The 13,971-nt window shown below is 53.9% G+C and carries 15 protein-coding genes; 1 reads left to right on the top strand and 14 read right to left on the bottom strand.

From position 1 onward, the window contains the following. Position 1: 1 nt before the first annotated feature. Genes dsrO through DOLE_RS02265 form a run of 5 tightly spaced genes read right to left on the bottom strand, consistent with a single transcriptional unit; the run spans position 2 to position 4,474 of the window. Positions 2 to 835: a sulfate reduction electron transfer complex DsrMKJOP subunit DsrO gene (gene dsrO, locus DOLE_RS02285; RefSeq protein WP_012173882.1), complete on the bottom strand. Its 834-nt coding sequence runs from the start codon at positions 833 to 835 to the stop codon at positions 2 to 4. Beyond that, positions 835 to 1,224, bottom strand: a complete 390-nt coding sequence (gene dsrJ, locus DOLE_RS02280) for a sulfate reduction electron transfer complex DsrMKJOP subunit DsrJ (protein WP_012173881.1) — start codon at positions 1,222 to 1,224, stop codon at positions 835 to 837. The genes dsrO and dsrJ overlap by 1 nt, the downstream gene beginning before the upstream one ends. Beyond that, the gene (gene dsrK / locus DOLE_RS02275; protein WP_012173880.1) at positions 1,214 to 2,863 is read right to left on the bottom strand and encodes a sulfate reduction electron transfer complex DsrMKJOP subunit DsrK; all 1,650 of its coding nucleotides are present in this window, start codon (positions 2,861 to 2,863) and stop codon (positions 1,214 to 1,216) included. Before dsrK ends, dsrJ begins: the two co-directional genes overlap by 11 nt. Next, positions 2,864 to 3,892, bottom strand: a complete 1,029-nt coding sequence (gene dsrM, locus DOLE_RS02270; RefSeq protein ID WP_012173879.1) for a sulfate reduction electron transfer complex DsrMKJOP subunit DsrM — start codon at positions 3,890 to 3,892, stop codon at positions 2,864 to 2,866. A gap of 60 nt (positions 3,893 to 3,952) precedes the next feature. After that, positions 3,953 to 4,474: an RsbRD N-terminal domain-containing protein gene (locus DOLE_RS02265; protein WP_012173878.1), complete on the bottom strand. Its 522-nt coding sequence runs from the start codon at positions 4,472 to 4,474 to the stop codon at positions 3,953 to 3,955. Between the two features lie 194 nt (positions 4,475 to 4,668). Here DOLE_RS02265 and DOLE_RS02260 point away from each other — a divergent pair, with 194 nt between their 5' ends. Beyond that, positions 4,669 to 6,669, top strand: coding sequence for a ribonuclease catalytic domain-containing protein (locus DOLE_RS02260; RefSeq protein WP_012173877.1), 2,001 nt, complete (start codon positions 4,669 to 4,671; stop codon positions 6,667 to 6,669). Positions 6,670 to 6,804: 135 nt separating this feature from the next. Here the strand turns inward: DOLE_RS02260 and DOLE_RS02255 are convergent, their stop codons facing one another. The 9 genes from DOLE_RS02255 to iorA all read right to left on the bottom strand — a co-directional run bounded on the left by DOLE_RS02255 (position 6,805) and on the right by iorA (position 13,628). Continuing rightward, positions 6,805 to 7,308: a hypothetical protein gene (locus DOLE_RS02255; RefSeq protein ID WP_153304337.1), complete on the bottom strand. Its 504-nt coding sequence runs from the start codon at positions 7,306 to 7,308 to the stop codon at positions 6,805 to 6,807. A gap of 177 nt (positions 7,309 to 7,485) precedes the next feature. Beyond that, positions 7,486 to 8,067 carry a transglutaminase-like domain-containing protein gene (locus tag DOLE_RS02250; protein WP_012173875.1) on the bottom strand — a complete coding sequence of 194 codons (582 nt, stop codon included), beginning with the start codon at positions 8,065 to 8,067 and terminating at the stop codon, positions 7,486 to 7,488. Between the two features lie 137 nt (positions 8,068 to 8,204). Then, positions 8,205 to 8,672 (bottom strand): hypothetical protein, encoded by a 468-nt coding sequence (locus tag DOLE_RS02245; protein WP_041280306.1) that lies wholly within the window; start codon positions 8,670 to 8,672, stop codon positions 8,205 to 8,207. A gap of 633 nt (positions 8,673 to 9,305) precedes the next feature. Beyond that, entirely contained in the window at positions 9,306 to 9,704 is a 399-nt protein-coding gene (locus DOLE_RS18740; protein ID WP_083766501.1) for a type II toxin-antitoxin system PemK/MazF family toxin, read from the bottom strand. Further along, positions 9,685 to 9,903, bottom strand: coding sequence for a hypothetical protein (locus tag DOLE_RS17815; protein ID WP_012173873.1), 219 nt, complete (start codon positions 9,901 to 9,903; stop codon positions 9,685 to 9,687). Before DOLE_RS17815 ends, DOLE_RS18740 begins: the two co-directional genes overlap by 20 nt. Positions 9,904 to 10,194: 291 nt before the next feature. After that, on the bottom strand, positions 10,195 to 10,551 hold the full coding sequence (locus DOLE_RS02240; RefSeq protein ID WP_012173872.1) for a type II toxin-antitoxin system HicB family antitoxin: 357 nt from the start codon (positions 10,549 to 10,551) through the stop codon (positions 10,195 to 10,197). Then, entirely contained in the window at positions 10,548 to 10,742 is a 195-nt protein-coding gene (locus tag DOLE_RS02235) for a type II toxin-antitoxin system HicA family toxin (RefSeq protein ID WP_012173871.1), read from the bottom strand. Before DOLE_RS02235 ends, DOLE_RS02240 begins: the two co-directional genes overlap by 4 nt. A 368-nt stretch (positions 10,743 to 11,110) precedes the next feature. After that, entirely contained in the window at positions 11,111 to 11,716 is a 606-nt protein-coding gene (locus DOLE_RS02230; RefSeq protein ID WP_012173870.1) for an indolepyruvate oxidoreductase subunit beta, read from the bottom strand. 49 nt (positions 11,717 to 11,765) lie between these two features. Further along, on the bottom strand, positions 11,766 to 13,628 hold the full coding sequence (gene iorA, locus DOLE_RS02225) for an indolepyruvate ferredoxin oxidoreductase subunit alpha (RefSeq protein WP_012173869.1): 1,863 nt from the start codon (positions 13,626 to 13,628) through the stop codon (positions 11,766 to 11,768). Positions 13,629 to 13,971: the final 343 nt, after the last annotated feature.

The following is a 13,971-nucleotide window of genomic DNA, read 5'->3' as shown; positions in this document are numbered from 1 at the left end:
GTTAAACGATGTAGTAAACGGAAGGCTCTGTCCCCAGGGACGGCTTGCGCCGGATGGTGAAGTTTTCTTCCAGTGCCCGTCGCACCTCGGAGGCGGGATCGTCCAGGTCACCGAACAGGATGGCGCCGTTGGAGGCCTCCACGCAGGCGGGCAGCTGACCCTTTGCCAGCCGCTCGGCGCAGAAATTGCATTTTTCCACAACACCCTTCATGCGCGTGGGAAAAGCGATGTTGGTTTCCTTCAGCCCCTCCCGGGGATCCCGGAAGTTGAAGCTCCGGGAACCGTAGGGGCAGGCGGCCATGCAGAACCGGCAGCCGATACACCGATGAAAATCCATCATCACGATGCCGTCTTCCCGTTGAAAAGTGGCCTTGGTGGGGCATGCCCGAACACAGGGCGGATTTTCGCAGTGATTGCACAGGGCCAGAAAAGGCAGCTCCGCCAGGCGCTGGGCCAGGTACTTGTTTTCCGCGTCCGGAAACACGTGCTTGAACTCGTCTTCCCAGAGCCACTTGATCTCGTGCCGGTTCTTGTCCGCTGAAAAAAACGGGGTCTCCAGGTCGGTTTCAAAGGTCGGCACATTGTGGACCTTGTGGCAGGCCTCAATGAGGGGGTCCAGGTCGGCCGCGGAGGTAAACTGGCGCGTATCAATGACCATGCCCCAGTGCCTGGCGGTCAGGGCCTCGGTGCCGCTCATGGTCTTTCCGGAGGGCGCCCCGCCTTTCTGGGCCGTGTCCTCGGCCGACGCGGTGAACCGGGTCAGGACCGGAGCCACGGTGATCCCCGCCGCCGTGATACCGGCTATTTTCAGAAATGCTCTTCTGTTGCTTTCCATCAGTTGTTCTCCTTGGTGTTATGGCAATCCCAGCAGTAAGGCCTTACCGATGAATAATTGTGACATCTGTCACAGAATTCAGCCTTGTTGGCGTGGCAGTCCAGACAGGTGTTGGTCAGGCTCATGTCGAACGTCTTGCCGCTGCTGTTCACGTAGGCCCGCTCAGCCTTGCGAACCACCGCGTCCCGCCACAGGTCCAGAAGCTGCATGTGTTCGGTCTTCATGTAGTCCGTGGATTCAACGCAAACCTTGGCCTCCTTGGCCTTGTCGGTATACACCAGTTCGGGCGTCTTGGCCTTGGTGCCGGAAAATACGTTATACCAGAACGGGATGGTGGCGATCACAAAAAAGACAATCAGTCCCGTAATAATCAACCCTTTATTCTTCATCAGCATCCTCCATGCCTAAAAGCGGTTCTCCGCGTAAATCCATGGTTCGTCTGGGCTCTCCAGGAAAGACCAGGGCATTGGCCACCAGTTCGTGCAGCCCGGTGACGCCCACTTCAGGCACCCAGTACTCCATCAGCGCGGGAAACACCGCCCGGTCGATGGCGCAGATACAGGACAGCATATTGACACCAAAGGTCTCGTGTACATACTTGACCGCGTTGGCCCTGGGCAGACCGCCCGACATGCGCAGCTCCATATTCTCACCGGCGTTCAGACCGGCGCCGCTGCCGCAGCAGAAGGTCTGCTCCCGAATGGTGTTGGCCGGCATCTCGTGAAAATGGTTACACACATTCTGAATGACATACCGGGGTTCGTCGAGCAGCCCCATGCCCCGGGCGGGGTTGCAGGAGTCGTGGTAGGTGACCTTCAGGTGGTCGTTGCGCGACTTGTCGAGGTTCAGCTTACCGTGCTTGATCAGGTCCGCCGTAAACTCGGCGATGTGGACCATCTTGGTGGACCGGGCATTTTCAAACACGGTGCCGGTGATGGGATTAACCGGTTCCTCCAGAAAGTCGGCCGGTCCGTTCATGGTTCCCATGTACTGGTGAATCACCCGCCACATGTGACCGCACTCGCCGCCGAGAATCCACTTGACGCCCAGGCGCCGGGCCTCGGCATACATTTTCGCGTTCAGCCGCTTCATGGTCTCGTGGGAGGTAAAAAACCCGAAGTTGCCGCCCTCGGAAGCGTAGGTGCTCCAGGTGACATCCAGGCCGTACACCTTTTTCAGGTAGTCGAACAGCATCAGGTAGCCCATGGCGGTGTAGGTGCCCGGATCGGCAAACACATCGCCCGACGGCGTGATAAAAAGGATGTCGGCACCCTTTTTGTTCATCGGGGGCGGATCCAGGGCGATGCCGGTGAACTCCTCAATGTCGTCGACAAAAAAATCGATCATGTCCTTGAAGGCATGGGGCTGAATACCCAGGTGGTTGCCGGTGCGGTAGCAGTTGGCCACCGGTGTGGCGATCCAGTCGATATTCAGGCCCAGCAGGTTGAGCAGCTCCCGGCCCATGATCGTGATTTCCGCGGTATCGATGCCGTAGGGGCAGAAGACCGAACAGCGGCGGCACTCTGTGCACTGGAAGAAGTAGTACCACCACTCCTTTAACACATCCAGGGTCAGGTCCCGTGCGCCGGAGATGTTTCTGCCGAACACCTTTTTGATGATCTTGCCGGCGGAGGTGAAATCGTTTCGATACACTGACCGCAGCAGCTCGGCCCGCAGCACCGGCATGTTCTTGGGGTCACCGGTGCCCAGGTAGAAATGGCACTTGTCGGCGCAGGCCCCGCAACGGACACAGATGTCCATGAAAACTTTAAAAGTCCGAAACCGCTCCAGCCGCTGCTTGATGCCTTCGTGCAGAATCTGCTGCCAGTTGTCCGGAAGGTGCCAGTCTTCCTCCAGGGGGTCCCACTTCCGGGGGTTGGGAAGTTCCACGTATTCGACGCTCTTCGGGTTCGACGCGTAGCAGTACATACCTTCCCGTATCTCAACGGGAGTGTCCATCCACCCGGTTACCGGTACGCCGAAATCTGTTCTTTCCAACAGCTCTTCCGGTTTGATATCGTTTCCCATCTATTGCTCCTTTTCCACTGGTAATCCAGCTTCTATCATCTTTTCTCTGAACTCATCTTCGTATTCGTCATAGGTATGGGTATGAACGGAATAGTTCCATGGGTTTACATGCCGAACCGCACGGTTGTTATTGGCCATGTTCCGCGTGGGGGACAGAAAGACCCCGCCGGCGTGCATCAGCTTGCTGAAGGGGAAATAGGCCGCCAGCACGCTGACCAGAAACAGGTGGACATAAAACAGCGCGCTCACCCCGTCCGGCGGTACCGGTTTAAACGTTGCCAGTCCCATGGCAAAGGTTTTGATGGCGGAGATATCCACCTTGGCAAAGTAGCGCATCAGGATGCCGGAAGCGGCAATACCGATGATCAGGAACAGCGGGAAAAAGTCCGCGGCCAGGGAGACATAACGCACCTGGGAAAGAAAAATCCGGCGGCCCAGCAGTAAAAGAAGGGCGCCCAGCAGCACCAGGCCCGAGGCATAGACGCCGGGAAGGCCGATGACAAAGTAGGGGGAGAAAAACTCCACCCGGAAAAAGGCGTCCGCGCTTTCCAGCAGTTGAATCACCATGGGCACGGGCTCGAAGAAGAAGCGCATGTGGCGCAGCAGGGTTACGGCAAACGCATAGTGAAAGGCCAGGGCCGCCACCCACAGAACGATTTCCCACCGGTAGGAGAGCCGGTTATTGTCTTTGAACTTGGCCCTGGTGTTCCGAAAAAGGGACCGGAACAGTAAAATTTCCAGCAGCATGCGAACAATCACCCCGCCGGTGGTGTTCGGGTTGTCGATTTTGTTCTGCCGGATCCAGGGCAGAGACTTCTGCTGGCCGCAGGTGGTGGGAATGCGGAAAGGCACATAGGAGTTGCTCCAGTCCAGAATCTTTCTGGCAAATCCCACGACAAACAGGAGCATGGCCGCATAAGGGACGAGAATGCCGAACACGCCGGTCATTCCCCATGCGCCCACACCGGCCCATGCAAGCAGGATCAGCACGACAACCGCCACAAATGCAAACAGGTAACTTACATTCATCTACCCTACCTCTCTGTGTGATGACATTAATATCTTTACAGAATATTTTTCCAGCACGTTTCAGGCCCGGGGTTCCGCTGCTTCAGGGTCCACAATCAGCCCGGCCCGCTCAAAGGCCTTGAAGGTCCTGTTGCGCACTTCGCAGGCCTTCAGCTCATAAATCTTTTCCCGGCACTCCATAAACTTGTCAAAGCAGATCAGGGCCAGCCCGTCTATTCGTTTATCCATCAGGGCCATCTGATCCGCTTCCGGCCCCTGAATATGCAACAGGTCCCGCAAAATCGATTTCAGCGAAAAGACAAACGCGAGACTGGCTGAAGGAGACAACCCCTGTACGGCCCGAACCCGGATCAGCGGGTCCATGCACTGGGACAAAACCTCAATACCAGCGCCGCTCAGAAGGCCCTCCAGTGTCTTTTCAAGGCTTTCCGACACAATACCGGCCACGGGATTGGCAAACCGGTCCCCCCCCTTGTTTAAGAACGACCGGGTCTGGTCCTGGTAGGTTTCGGAAACCCGCTCAAACCAGGCACCCAGAATCTCTTTTTTCTTGCCGGCAATCCGTTTGTCAAGACCGGTCATGGGCGTGCATAACTCCCTTTAAAATTTAGTTTAAACGAGTTGTATAGCCAAACGGCCGCCATCTGTCAAGAAAAATAACATGCGGGAGGCCGGTCCTGAACCGGCCTCCCGTTTCCCTGAATCGGCGGTTATTCGGGGTTTTAAGGCCCCGTCGCCATTGACTTTATACCGGCACACTGTTAACTTGCACGGTTATGGAAAAAGGCACCATCATCGACTTTATCGACAGCCAGAAAATGATCTGCGCCGTGGCCACGGAAACCTCCGGGACCGGGACCAGCCACCTTCGCCTGCTCACGGAAAACGGCCGCGAAGTAAAGCTGCCCTTGCGCCGGGCCTCGTACGCCGGGGGACGGCTCAACCCGTCGGTCGGCCGGCAGGCCCTGGTGGACCAGCTAAAGGCCACGGCCCACAAACGGAGTGAGCTGGCGGAACGCGTCGATATTAAAGAGGTCTGGGACCTGCTCAAAGACGAGGATCAGTGGATTGATCTTGCTTCCATGACCGGGCTCTGTTTTTCCGGCCCGGTCACACCGGACCATGAAGCCGCGGTGGTGCGGGCGATTTTTGATGACCGGCTCTACTTCAAGTTCGACCACAACCGGTTCTACCCCCACACGGAAGAACAGATTCACGCCATTTGCGTGCGGCGGGACAAAGAGGCCCGGCAGCGGGCAATGATCCATGAAGGCGCGGAATGGCTCAAAAAAGCCGGCGCCGGCACCCCGCCGCCCATGGATGAAACGGCCCGGGCCGTGGTGGATGTGCTGGCCGACTACTACGTGTTTGAAAAAGAGGCCAAAGAACCGGCCCTTGCCAGGGAGATTCTTGGCGGGGCGGGCAATCTTTCGCCGGACACGCTCTTTTCCCTTCTGGTCAGGCTGGGGGTATGGGACGAGCACGAAAACATCGACCTGCTTCGGCACCGGGTGCCGGTGTCCTGGCCCGACGACGTCACAAAGGCATCCGAAAAGCTGGTAGCCACTGCCGGCATCCCCTCTGCCGGGCCGGACCGGGTCGACCTGACCGGGCTTTCCCTGTTTACCATCGACGGCAGCCAGACCCTGGATTTTGACGACGCGCTCAGCCTGGAACCCATGGAAAACGGGGCCTGCCGCCTGGGCATTCACATCAGCGACGTGGGCCACTATATAAAAAAGGAAGACCCCCTGGATGCCGAGGCCTTAAAGCGCGGCAGTTCCATCTACACGGCGGACAAAAAAATTCCCATGCTGCCTGCCGAAATCTCCGAAGGCCTTTGCAGCCTGGTAGCGGGCAAGCCCCGGCCGGCCATCTCCATGCTGATCACCCTCTCCTCTTCGGCCGAGGTCATGGAGTGCCGGGTGGTTGCCTCTGTGATCCGGGTGGAGAACCACCTGACCTACAGCCAGGTAAACCTTTCCCTGGACAAAGATGAACGGCTGGGCCGGCTTTCCCGGATCGCCGTGAGGTTGCGTGAAAAAAGGGTCCGCGACGGGGCCCTGCTCATCGAGATTCCCGAACTCTACGTTCAGTTTGACGACAACCGGGCGGTGGTGCTGGCAAAGGGCGACCGGGAGAGCCCCTCCCGCATCCTGATAGAAGAGATGATGATTCTGGCCAACACCGTTATGGCCCGGTTTTTAAAGGAGCACGGCCTGCCCGCCATCTTCCGGTCTCAGCCCGAGCCCAAAACCCGGCTTTTTAAAAAAGGGACCACCGGCGAGACCCTGTTTCAGAACTGGGTGCAGCGGAAAATGGTGGCCCGGGTGGTGGTCGACACAAAGCCGGAGCGCCACTGCGGCCTGGGCGTGGACCTTTACACCTCGGCCACCTCCCCGATCCGGAAATACGCGGACCTGATTACCCAGCGCCAGGTGCGGGCGGCCCTGGGCCTTGAAACACCTTACACCGAAGACCAGTTGCAGCACCTGATGCAGATGCTGCAGCAGCCCCTCTCCTACGTGGGCAAAATTCAGCAGGCCCGCCACCGCTACTGGGTATTCAAACACCTGGAGACAAAAACAGGACAGCGCGTGAACGCCATTGTGCTGGACCGGTTTAAAAACGAGTATTCCATCCTGCTGCCCGACTACCTGACCGAGTGCCGGCTTCCCATGCCCCCCTCAGCGCTCCTGAAACCCAAAGACACCATCCAGGTCACCATTCAGCACGTCAACGCCAGAAACGGGGTCATTTCGGTTTTCTGTAATTGATTGGGCTGCGGAAATACTCTGACCGCCCGCAACCAAAAGCAGCCAAGACTGTCACCGACTCGCTTAAAAATGCTTATTATTCAGTTTCCTTCGAAGGTTCAGAAACGAGTGTCCTAGCTATCCTTTTGGGCTGACTTATTGAGCGGCGCTCTCTGCATTTAAACGAATACCATATATCTGGTATTCGTTTCCTTGTACGGCTATGGTTACCTTTAGCGTACCTTTTGTGCCGAATTCACTTTTTTCAGACAAATTAACTGAATAATACATCGTATAAATATTGGTATTCCCCCGCGATCCTAGAAGTTCAGAATAGATATAAACACCACTTTCTATTGAGTGAAAATAATCAACCATCCTTTTAAACTCTTTTACACTCGCCTCTTTCAGCACCTCAGCTTTAGCAACCGGCCCAAACATATTGTAAAGGGAGTCATAATCGGCAGCATTAAAATATTGAAAAAAAGTTTCAAATATTTCATTCCGGACTTCCGATGACACAACGGGTGGAAGTTCATGATGAGCAGCTTTTGCGATTTGGCTAACCTCTCCACCGGGCTCTTTGTTAATACCAAACCAGATTGTTGCTATTAAATTAGCGACCAGAAGGATAATGATTAGGGCTTGTGATAGTTTCATTTTTAGATATCTCCTTATTCTCTCATCTCGGACGTTCCGGCGGCGCCCAGCGCCGCCGGAACGTCCGAAGCCAATGGCAGCCAGGGCTTCCACCGACTTGGTTAAAGATTTTGGTTGTTCAATTTCCCCCGATTATTCAAAACCCGAATGCCCTGACTGTCCCCTTGAGCTTCGTTGTTAACTCTTAATAATTTCAATATCAGGTAAATTGTCAGCTACTTCCTGAAAGGAGTTTGATGATTCCAGAACTTTCTTGATTTCAGGTAGTGGGTCTGACCATATTTCTTGAAAATCTGCCTCACCCTCATTAACAATTTGAAAAGCAAGTTTTTCTACGGGGGGTATGAATTCTGTAAAGACGCCTTCTTTATTGCCTCTTGCATCAATGCGATACCATCCGAAATCTGGTAAATATACAGCATTAAGGCCATGTAAGCAGAATGGTGGCTTATCATTCTCAACGGCAAGCCGCTGATAACAGAGTCCTGCTGGGATTCCATTCGCTCTGAGCAAAGCGGCCAATAGATGGCTTTTGGCGTAGCAAAATCCTGTTTTGTGTTCGAGTACATCTGAAGCTTTGCATGTAACAGGATTTAGTTGGTAATCGTTGCTATGCTGTATTTCATCACGGACATAGATAAAACATTTTTTTGCAATTTCCAACGAACTATCAACACCTTGAGCAAGATCCTTTGCTTTCGTCATGACTTTAGGATTATCCCAGTCAATGATTGCACTTGATGTCAAATATTTATTCATAAGTTCATTTTAGTATGGGAGCTAACGTCCGCCACCACCGGCGAGTTGGGTTTACGGACTTCGCTAAAGTGAGTTCAACAACAAACTATGCCAAAACCAAGGCGGCCCGCCCCTGCGAGTCCGGGTGAGTGGCGTTGTTAGCTTCTGTTTTCTTTCATATATATATGAAAAATTTTTTCTCTGCTTTGGTCCCTTCCTCGAACTGTAAAACAATTAATCTCTCCTGGTATGGGCTTATTACCATTATTATCAATGCTTATGCTAAATGTTCCTTGATAAGATTCTTCGGAATGAAATTGAATAATATAATGCATAAAATACCCGGTAAACTGGCCAGAAACTCCAGATTTAGATGAATTTGTAAAGCCATATTTATAATCTGATATCTTTCCAAATTTGATTTTGAAATCTTCTAACTTGTCACCTGAAATATTATATAGTGTTCTCAATTCATCATATTTTTCTTTTGCAAGCAGTTCAATGAACTGGTCTGTATATTCAAGTGACTCTTTTTTCCATTGTCCCATCTTATAGTGATCGATGGCTATTGGGATAAACGCCCAAGACAATATAATTACACATATTATTACAAGGCTTTTTTTCATGATTGGAATAGATCAATCATTTAATAAACCTAACATTAATATTATTGTGATTCTTGTTTTCCGACCGAAAAAATATCCCCTGAAGCATTTAATACAATTGAAAGTTGGTTGTCAATATATTAAAAGTTAAATAAAATAAGGGTATTAACATTTAGATGACAAGCAGTTTATACAATTTTGAGGAGAAAACTTTGACAAGAACACTGAACCAGCCGGCCGAATGTCAATAATTATAATAATTGCAATTCGTTGATTGGCTGATCATGCCTGTATGGGCTTTGATTCGTTGCGGGATTTTGTGCCTATTGGAAGATTATACCGCTTCTCGTTTTTTTCAGGGAAAAATATACCTATGGATCTTTCCGGGGGGGATCTTCGGGGACGATCTTTCGGGGTTAGATCGTAAAAATTAATTAATACCAAATAGTTATTGGCATGATAACGTATTTTAGAGAGGGGGGCGGGAAAAAAAATGACCCATGAAAGTTGAGCCATGGGAAAGAGATCAGCCGGAGTCGATTTCGATCCCGATCCCGATCCCGATAGCGATATCGATTTGGAGAGGAGGCGTACTCCACCCTTCGGGAGCGCGGCCTTGCATCTGCGGTCAAGGTGATTCGTGAAACTGCTGAGTCAGTCCATGGTTGTTTCAGACGGCGCTACTTCTTTTCGCAAAACATTATCTGATCTCAAGGATTGTAGCGACTGCCTGGCAGATCTCGTCAAGCTCTGCCAGAGATAGCGACTCAATTTTCTTTTTGAGCCTGTGTTTTGCAACCGCCCGAATCTGATCCACCACGGCCACGGCAGCTCCCCCTGACAATTCACCGGAACCGTGATGGGTGGATGTGATTTTGCAGCGGTGGAAAGAGGAACCACAACAACCGTCCGGCGAAATCGGTTTATGGTGTTGTGTGAAAGGACAACACAGGGACGCGTTTTTTTAATCCCGGAACCCTGCGTCGGGTCCAGACTCACCCACCAGAGTCTCCCCTCATGATAGTGGGCTCGGTCATTCCTCGATTCCGCCATCAAATGCCTGCCACTCGTCTATCTCTTGCTCCAAGGCTTTGTCACGATTGGCTGCCCGGCAAGCAGCTGCCAGCGAGTTATCACGTTTCTTTAATTCCTGCTCCAATAAACGTGTAACAAGGCCAGATCGCTGACGGGCAGGTATTGCCGCCTGGAATCGGTGGGCCACTTCATCTGGTATGGATAATGTAATTCTCATAACTGCACATTATGTTTTATACTTATGATGTCAAGCAATTTTATGCGGCCCGACAGGCAAGCAGGGTAATGAGGGATACGGTAGTGGTCAGCCCGTGGCAACCGGCCGTTTGATTTGCCGCACTGGGGTGCGGCGCTCCCGGGGGTGCGCGGCCGGCTGTAGAACGCCTTACGGCGTCACTACAAACAGGTCTGCCGCCATAATAACGATCCCGCCCTTTGCGGCGCAGCCGAGCGCAAGCGGTTTTTCCGGCAAAAAGCGGGCATGCTGCCTGAATCCCGCAAAGCGTGGTCAGTCCATGGTTTTTTCAGACGGCGCTACTTCTTTTCGCAAAACATTAATACAATAATTATTAAGGCTGTTACCGGTCTGTAGGGCTTTTATTGCTAAAGCCTTGTGAAGCTCACACCCCGTACGCAATTGAAACTTGCCGGAATACTGTTTATCACTTATAGATGGAGGCAAAGGCTGGCCGTCTTTTTTATATATGTCAATCCATTCATCAACGATACGGCAGAGTTGACGATACACTTTTTCTTCGTTGTCTCCGTGGCAACACTTCCCGATCCATCCTGGCACGGAACCGACATAGCATTTATCTTCATCTGACCACTCGACAATTTTTAAATAACGGTCTCTATCTTTCATGATTTAGCCTCCTCAATCTTCTGCTTAACAATTTTCTCCTGATAGGGTTTTACATCATCGCCAGGTTGACCTGAGATTGTGACGGCAATTCCCTTTTCATGTAAGAAATTCCGATGGCTGCCCTTTCCGCCCCGATTAACAAATCCGGCATTTTCAAGGTCTTTGATTAGTTGGCGTATTTTTCTTGGCATGTTGCATGATACTACTCTGGTACCATGCTGTCAAGCGGGGGGCGGCCTGTTTTGCGAAGGCATTTGGGTTGACCGGGAAAACTTTTAAATTGTTAAGGTGGTTACAATTTGTTACCACCTCTTACTTCTGTATGAGATTTACAAACTGGACGCCCTGGGTGGGATGGGTTTGTAGTGTGCCCGTAAGGGCATCTTGTGCGGCCGGCGGTAGAACGCCTTACGGCGTCACTACAAACAGGCCGAAGGAATATGGTCGGGGATGACTTTCTAAAACGCTAAAGGGCAAGGCGCGCAAGTCTCGAGGAATGGAGCGTACTGATAGTACGTGACATGACGAGAGGCGCAGCGCAACGCAGAGATTGGGCGTTTTACGCAGCCATTGAGGCGGCTTCGTAGCCCATATCAAAAGCCTTGCAGTTGATCTCCACAAACGCCTTTTTGACGGTGGCGGCAATGGCCTGTTTCACGGTTTCGGCGGACAGGGGCAGGATGCCGGCCTGAATCAGGGCGCCCAGCAGCACCATGTTCACTGCCAGGGAACTGCCGGCCTCGGCGGCAAGGGCATTGGCGTCCAGGGCCACCAGCCGTGATGTTTTGGCGGCCAGCAGGGATTTGATGGTGTCCACCTCCGGGTAAACCCCTTTGCCGATGGCCACGGTAAAGGGCGGCATGGGCGCGGTATTGATGATGGCCACGGTGTTCGCGTTGCACCGGCCCAGGGCCCGCAGGGCCTCGGAGGGTTCAAACCCCACCAGCACGTCGGCGCATCCGTCGGAAATGATCGTGCTTTCGGCATCGCCGAACACCAGGGCCGACTCCACCACTCCGCCCCGCTGGGCCATGCCGTGCACCTCGCTCATGCGCACCGGCACGCCGGACAGCAGGCACGCTTCGGTCAACACCTTGGAGGCCAGCAGGTTGCCCTGGCCCCCCACCGCCACCAGTATCAGTCGTTTGGAATCTTGCATATTCATCCGCCTTGCGTGTTATATATTCCGGTCTTCTTAAAATCCGTTTGAACCCTTACTTCTGATCCTGTTTTACCGGCACAATGGCCTTCTCCGGGCACACCTGAACGCACACCGCGCACCCGGCGCACAGATTGGGGTTGATTTGCACCCGGCCGTCCGCCACGTAAAAAGCCGGGCAGGCCAGGGTGTTGATGCAGTCCCGGTGGTTTTTGCACCGGTCGCTCACGTAAAAAACCCGGGCGCTTCCCCGCTTGAGGCTTTTGGCCTTGAGCACGCACTCTTCCCGTGCAATGACCACGGAAACGCCCTTGAATTCAATGGCCTCCCGAATCGCCTCAATACTTTTTTTCAGGTTGTAGGGCCGGATCACTGACACGTGCTGAACGCCGGCGCCTTTGACCAGTGCCTCGATGGAGACCCGCTGAAAACCGGAAAAATTGAGCTCGTCCATGTCCACGCCGGGGTGTGGCTGGTGCCCGGTCATGGCGGTGGTGCCGTTGTCCAGGATCACCAGGGTAAAGTCGTGGTTGTTGAACACCCCGTTGATCAGGGCCGGAATGCCGGAATGGAAAAAGGTGGAATCCCCGATAAAGGCCACCACCTTCTGGTTCGATGCCCGGGAAAACCCGCAGGCCGTGCCCACGGAAGATCCCATGCAGATCAGAAAATCGCCCATGGAGAGCGGCGGCAGAAACCCCAGGGTGTAGCACCCGATGTCCGTGGGAAAGATCGTGTCATACCCTTCCGCGGCTTTTTTTACCGCGTAAAAGGTGGCCCGGTGGGAGCAGCCCGCGCACAGGTTGGGGGGCCTCTGGGGAATCTCGGGCACGCCGGACATATCCGCCGGCGTCGGCGGTGTGTAAGGAATATCAAAATAGCGGGCAATGCAGCGGGCCACCAGCTGGGGATCAAACTCGGAGAGCCGGGAAAACAGGTCTTCCCGCTTGCCCGCGATATCAATGCACCGCTTTTCCTCGGCGGCCATGGCCTTGACCGCCTCTTCCATGAAGGGCTCACCCTCTTCGGCCACCAGCACCCTGTCGCAGTCGGCCAGAAACGCCTTGACCAGGGCGTCGGGCATGGGGTTGGAAAACCCGACGCGCAGCACGGAAAAATCGCTCTCCCGGCCCAGGGCCTTTAACGCGTCGGTAACGTAAAAATAACTCACCCCGTTACAAATGATGCCATATCGGCCCTTGCCGGTGCGAATATTGTAAGGCGATGTATTGGACAGGTCGGCGGCCTTTTTCAGACGTTCCAGCAGCCGGACATGAAGCTTTCTGGAAACCGCCGGCACGGTAACGTAATTAAACGGGTCCTTTTCAAATTGGCCCTCGGTTTTGACCTTTTCAGGAAGGCTGCCCAGCGCCACCTTGGCCGATGAATGGTTGACCCGGGTGGTGGTGCGCAGGATCACCGGCTCGCCCAGGGCCTCGGAGACTTCAAAGGCGTAAACGGCCATCTCTTTTGCCTCGGCCACGGAGGAGGGCTCGACCACGGGCAGGCCGGAAAGCTTGCCGTAATAGCGGTTGTCCTGCTCGTTCTGGCTGGAAAACATGTGGGGATCGTCGGCGGACAACAGCACCATGCCGGCCTTGACGCCCACATAGGCCAGGGTCATCAGGGCGTCGGCCGCCACGTTCACGCCCACGTGCTTCATCACGCACATGCTGCGCACCCCGCAGTTGGCGGCAGCGGCCGCCACTTCCAGGGCCACCTTTTCGTTGGTGCTGTATTCAAAATAGAGGTCGGTCTCCCGGGAGATCTGGAAAAAATTGAGCGACAGCTCCGAGGATGGCGTTCCCGGATAGGTGGAGGCAAACCCCACACCCGCCTCCAGGGCGCCCCGGGCCAGGGCCTCGTTGCCCAAGAGCAGCATCTCTTTTCCCGGTTCCTTGGCAAGTAATTTATGCATAACTTCTCCTGTTGGTTGTTCAATGGGCCGGCCATGACGCACCGTACCCCGCCGTTTCATCAAATCAGTGGTTTATACCAGAAAACCGGGCCGATTCAAAGCGCTTATCCGTGTACTTTTCCTGGCGGAAAGAAAAGTGCCAAAAGAACCGGCCCAGCGGCTTGGCCGCGCCACGGGCACACCCGGGAGCGCCGCACCCCAGTGCGGCAATCCAGTGTAAAATTGACCTGTTTCCTTATTAATGCGGAATGGAATCAATCCTGGTCTGGATCGCCCAGTCAAGCTGGGCGATGACGATCCGGGGGCTGGGCGATGACGATCCGGGGGCCGGGTGGTGACGAGA

It is taken from the genome of Desulfosudis oleivorans Hxd3, assembly GCF_000018405.1.
In the GTDB taxonomy this organism is placed as follows: Bacteria; Desulfobacterota; Desulfobacteria; order Desulfobacterales; family Desulfosudaceae; genus Desulfosudis; species Desulfosudis oleivorans.
Note: the sequence above shows the minus strand (reverse complement) of the source record. Positions and strands in the feature narration are given on the sequence as shown.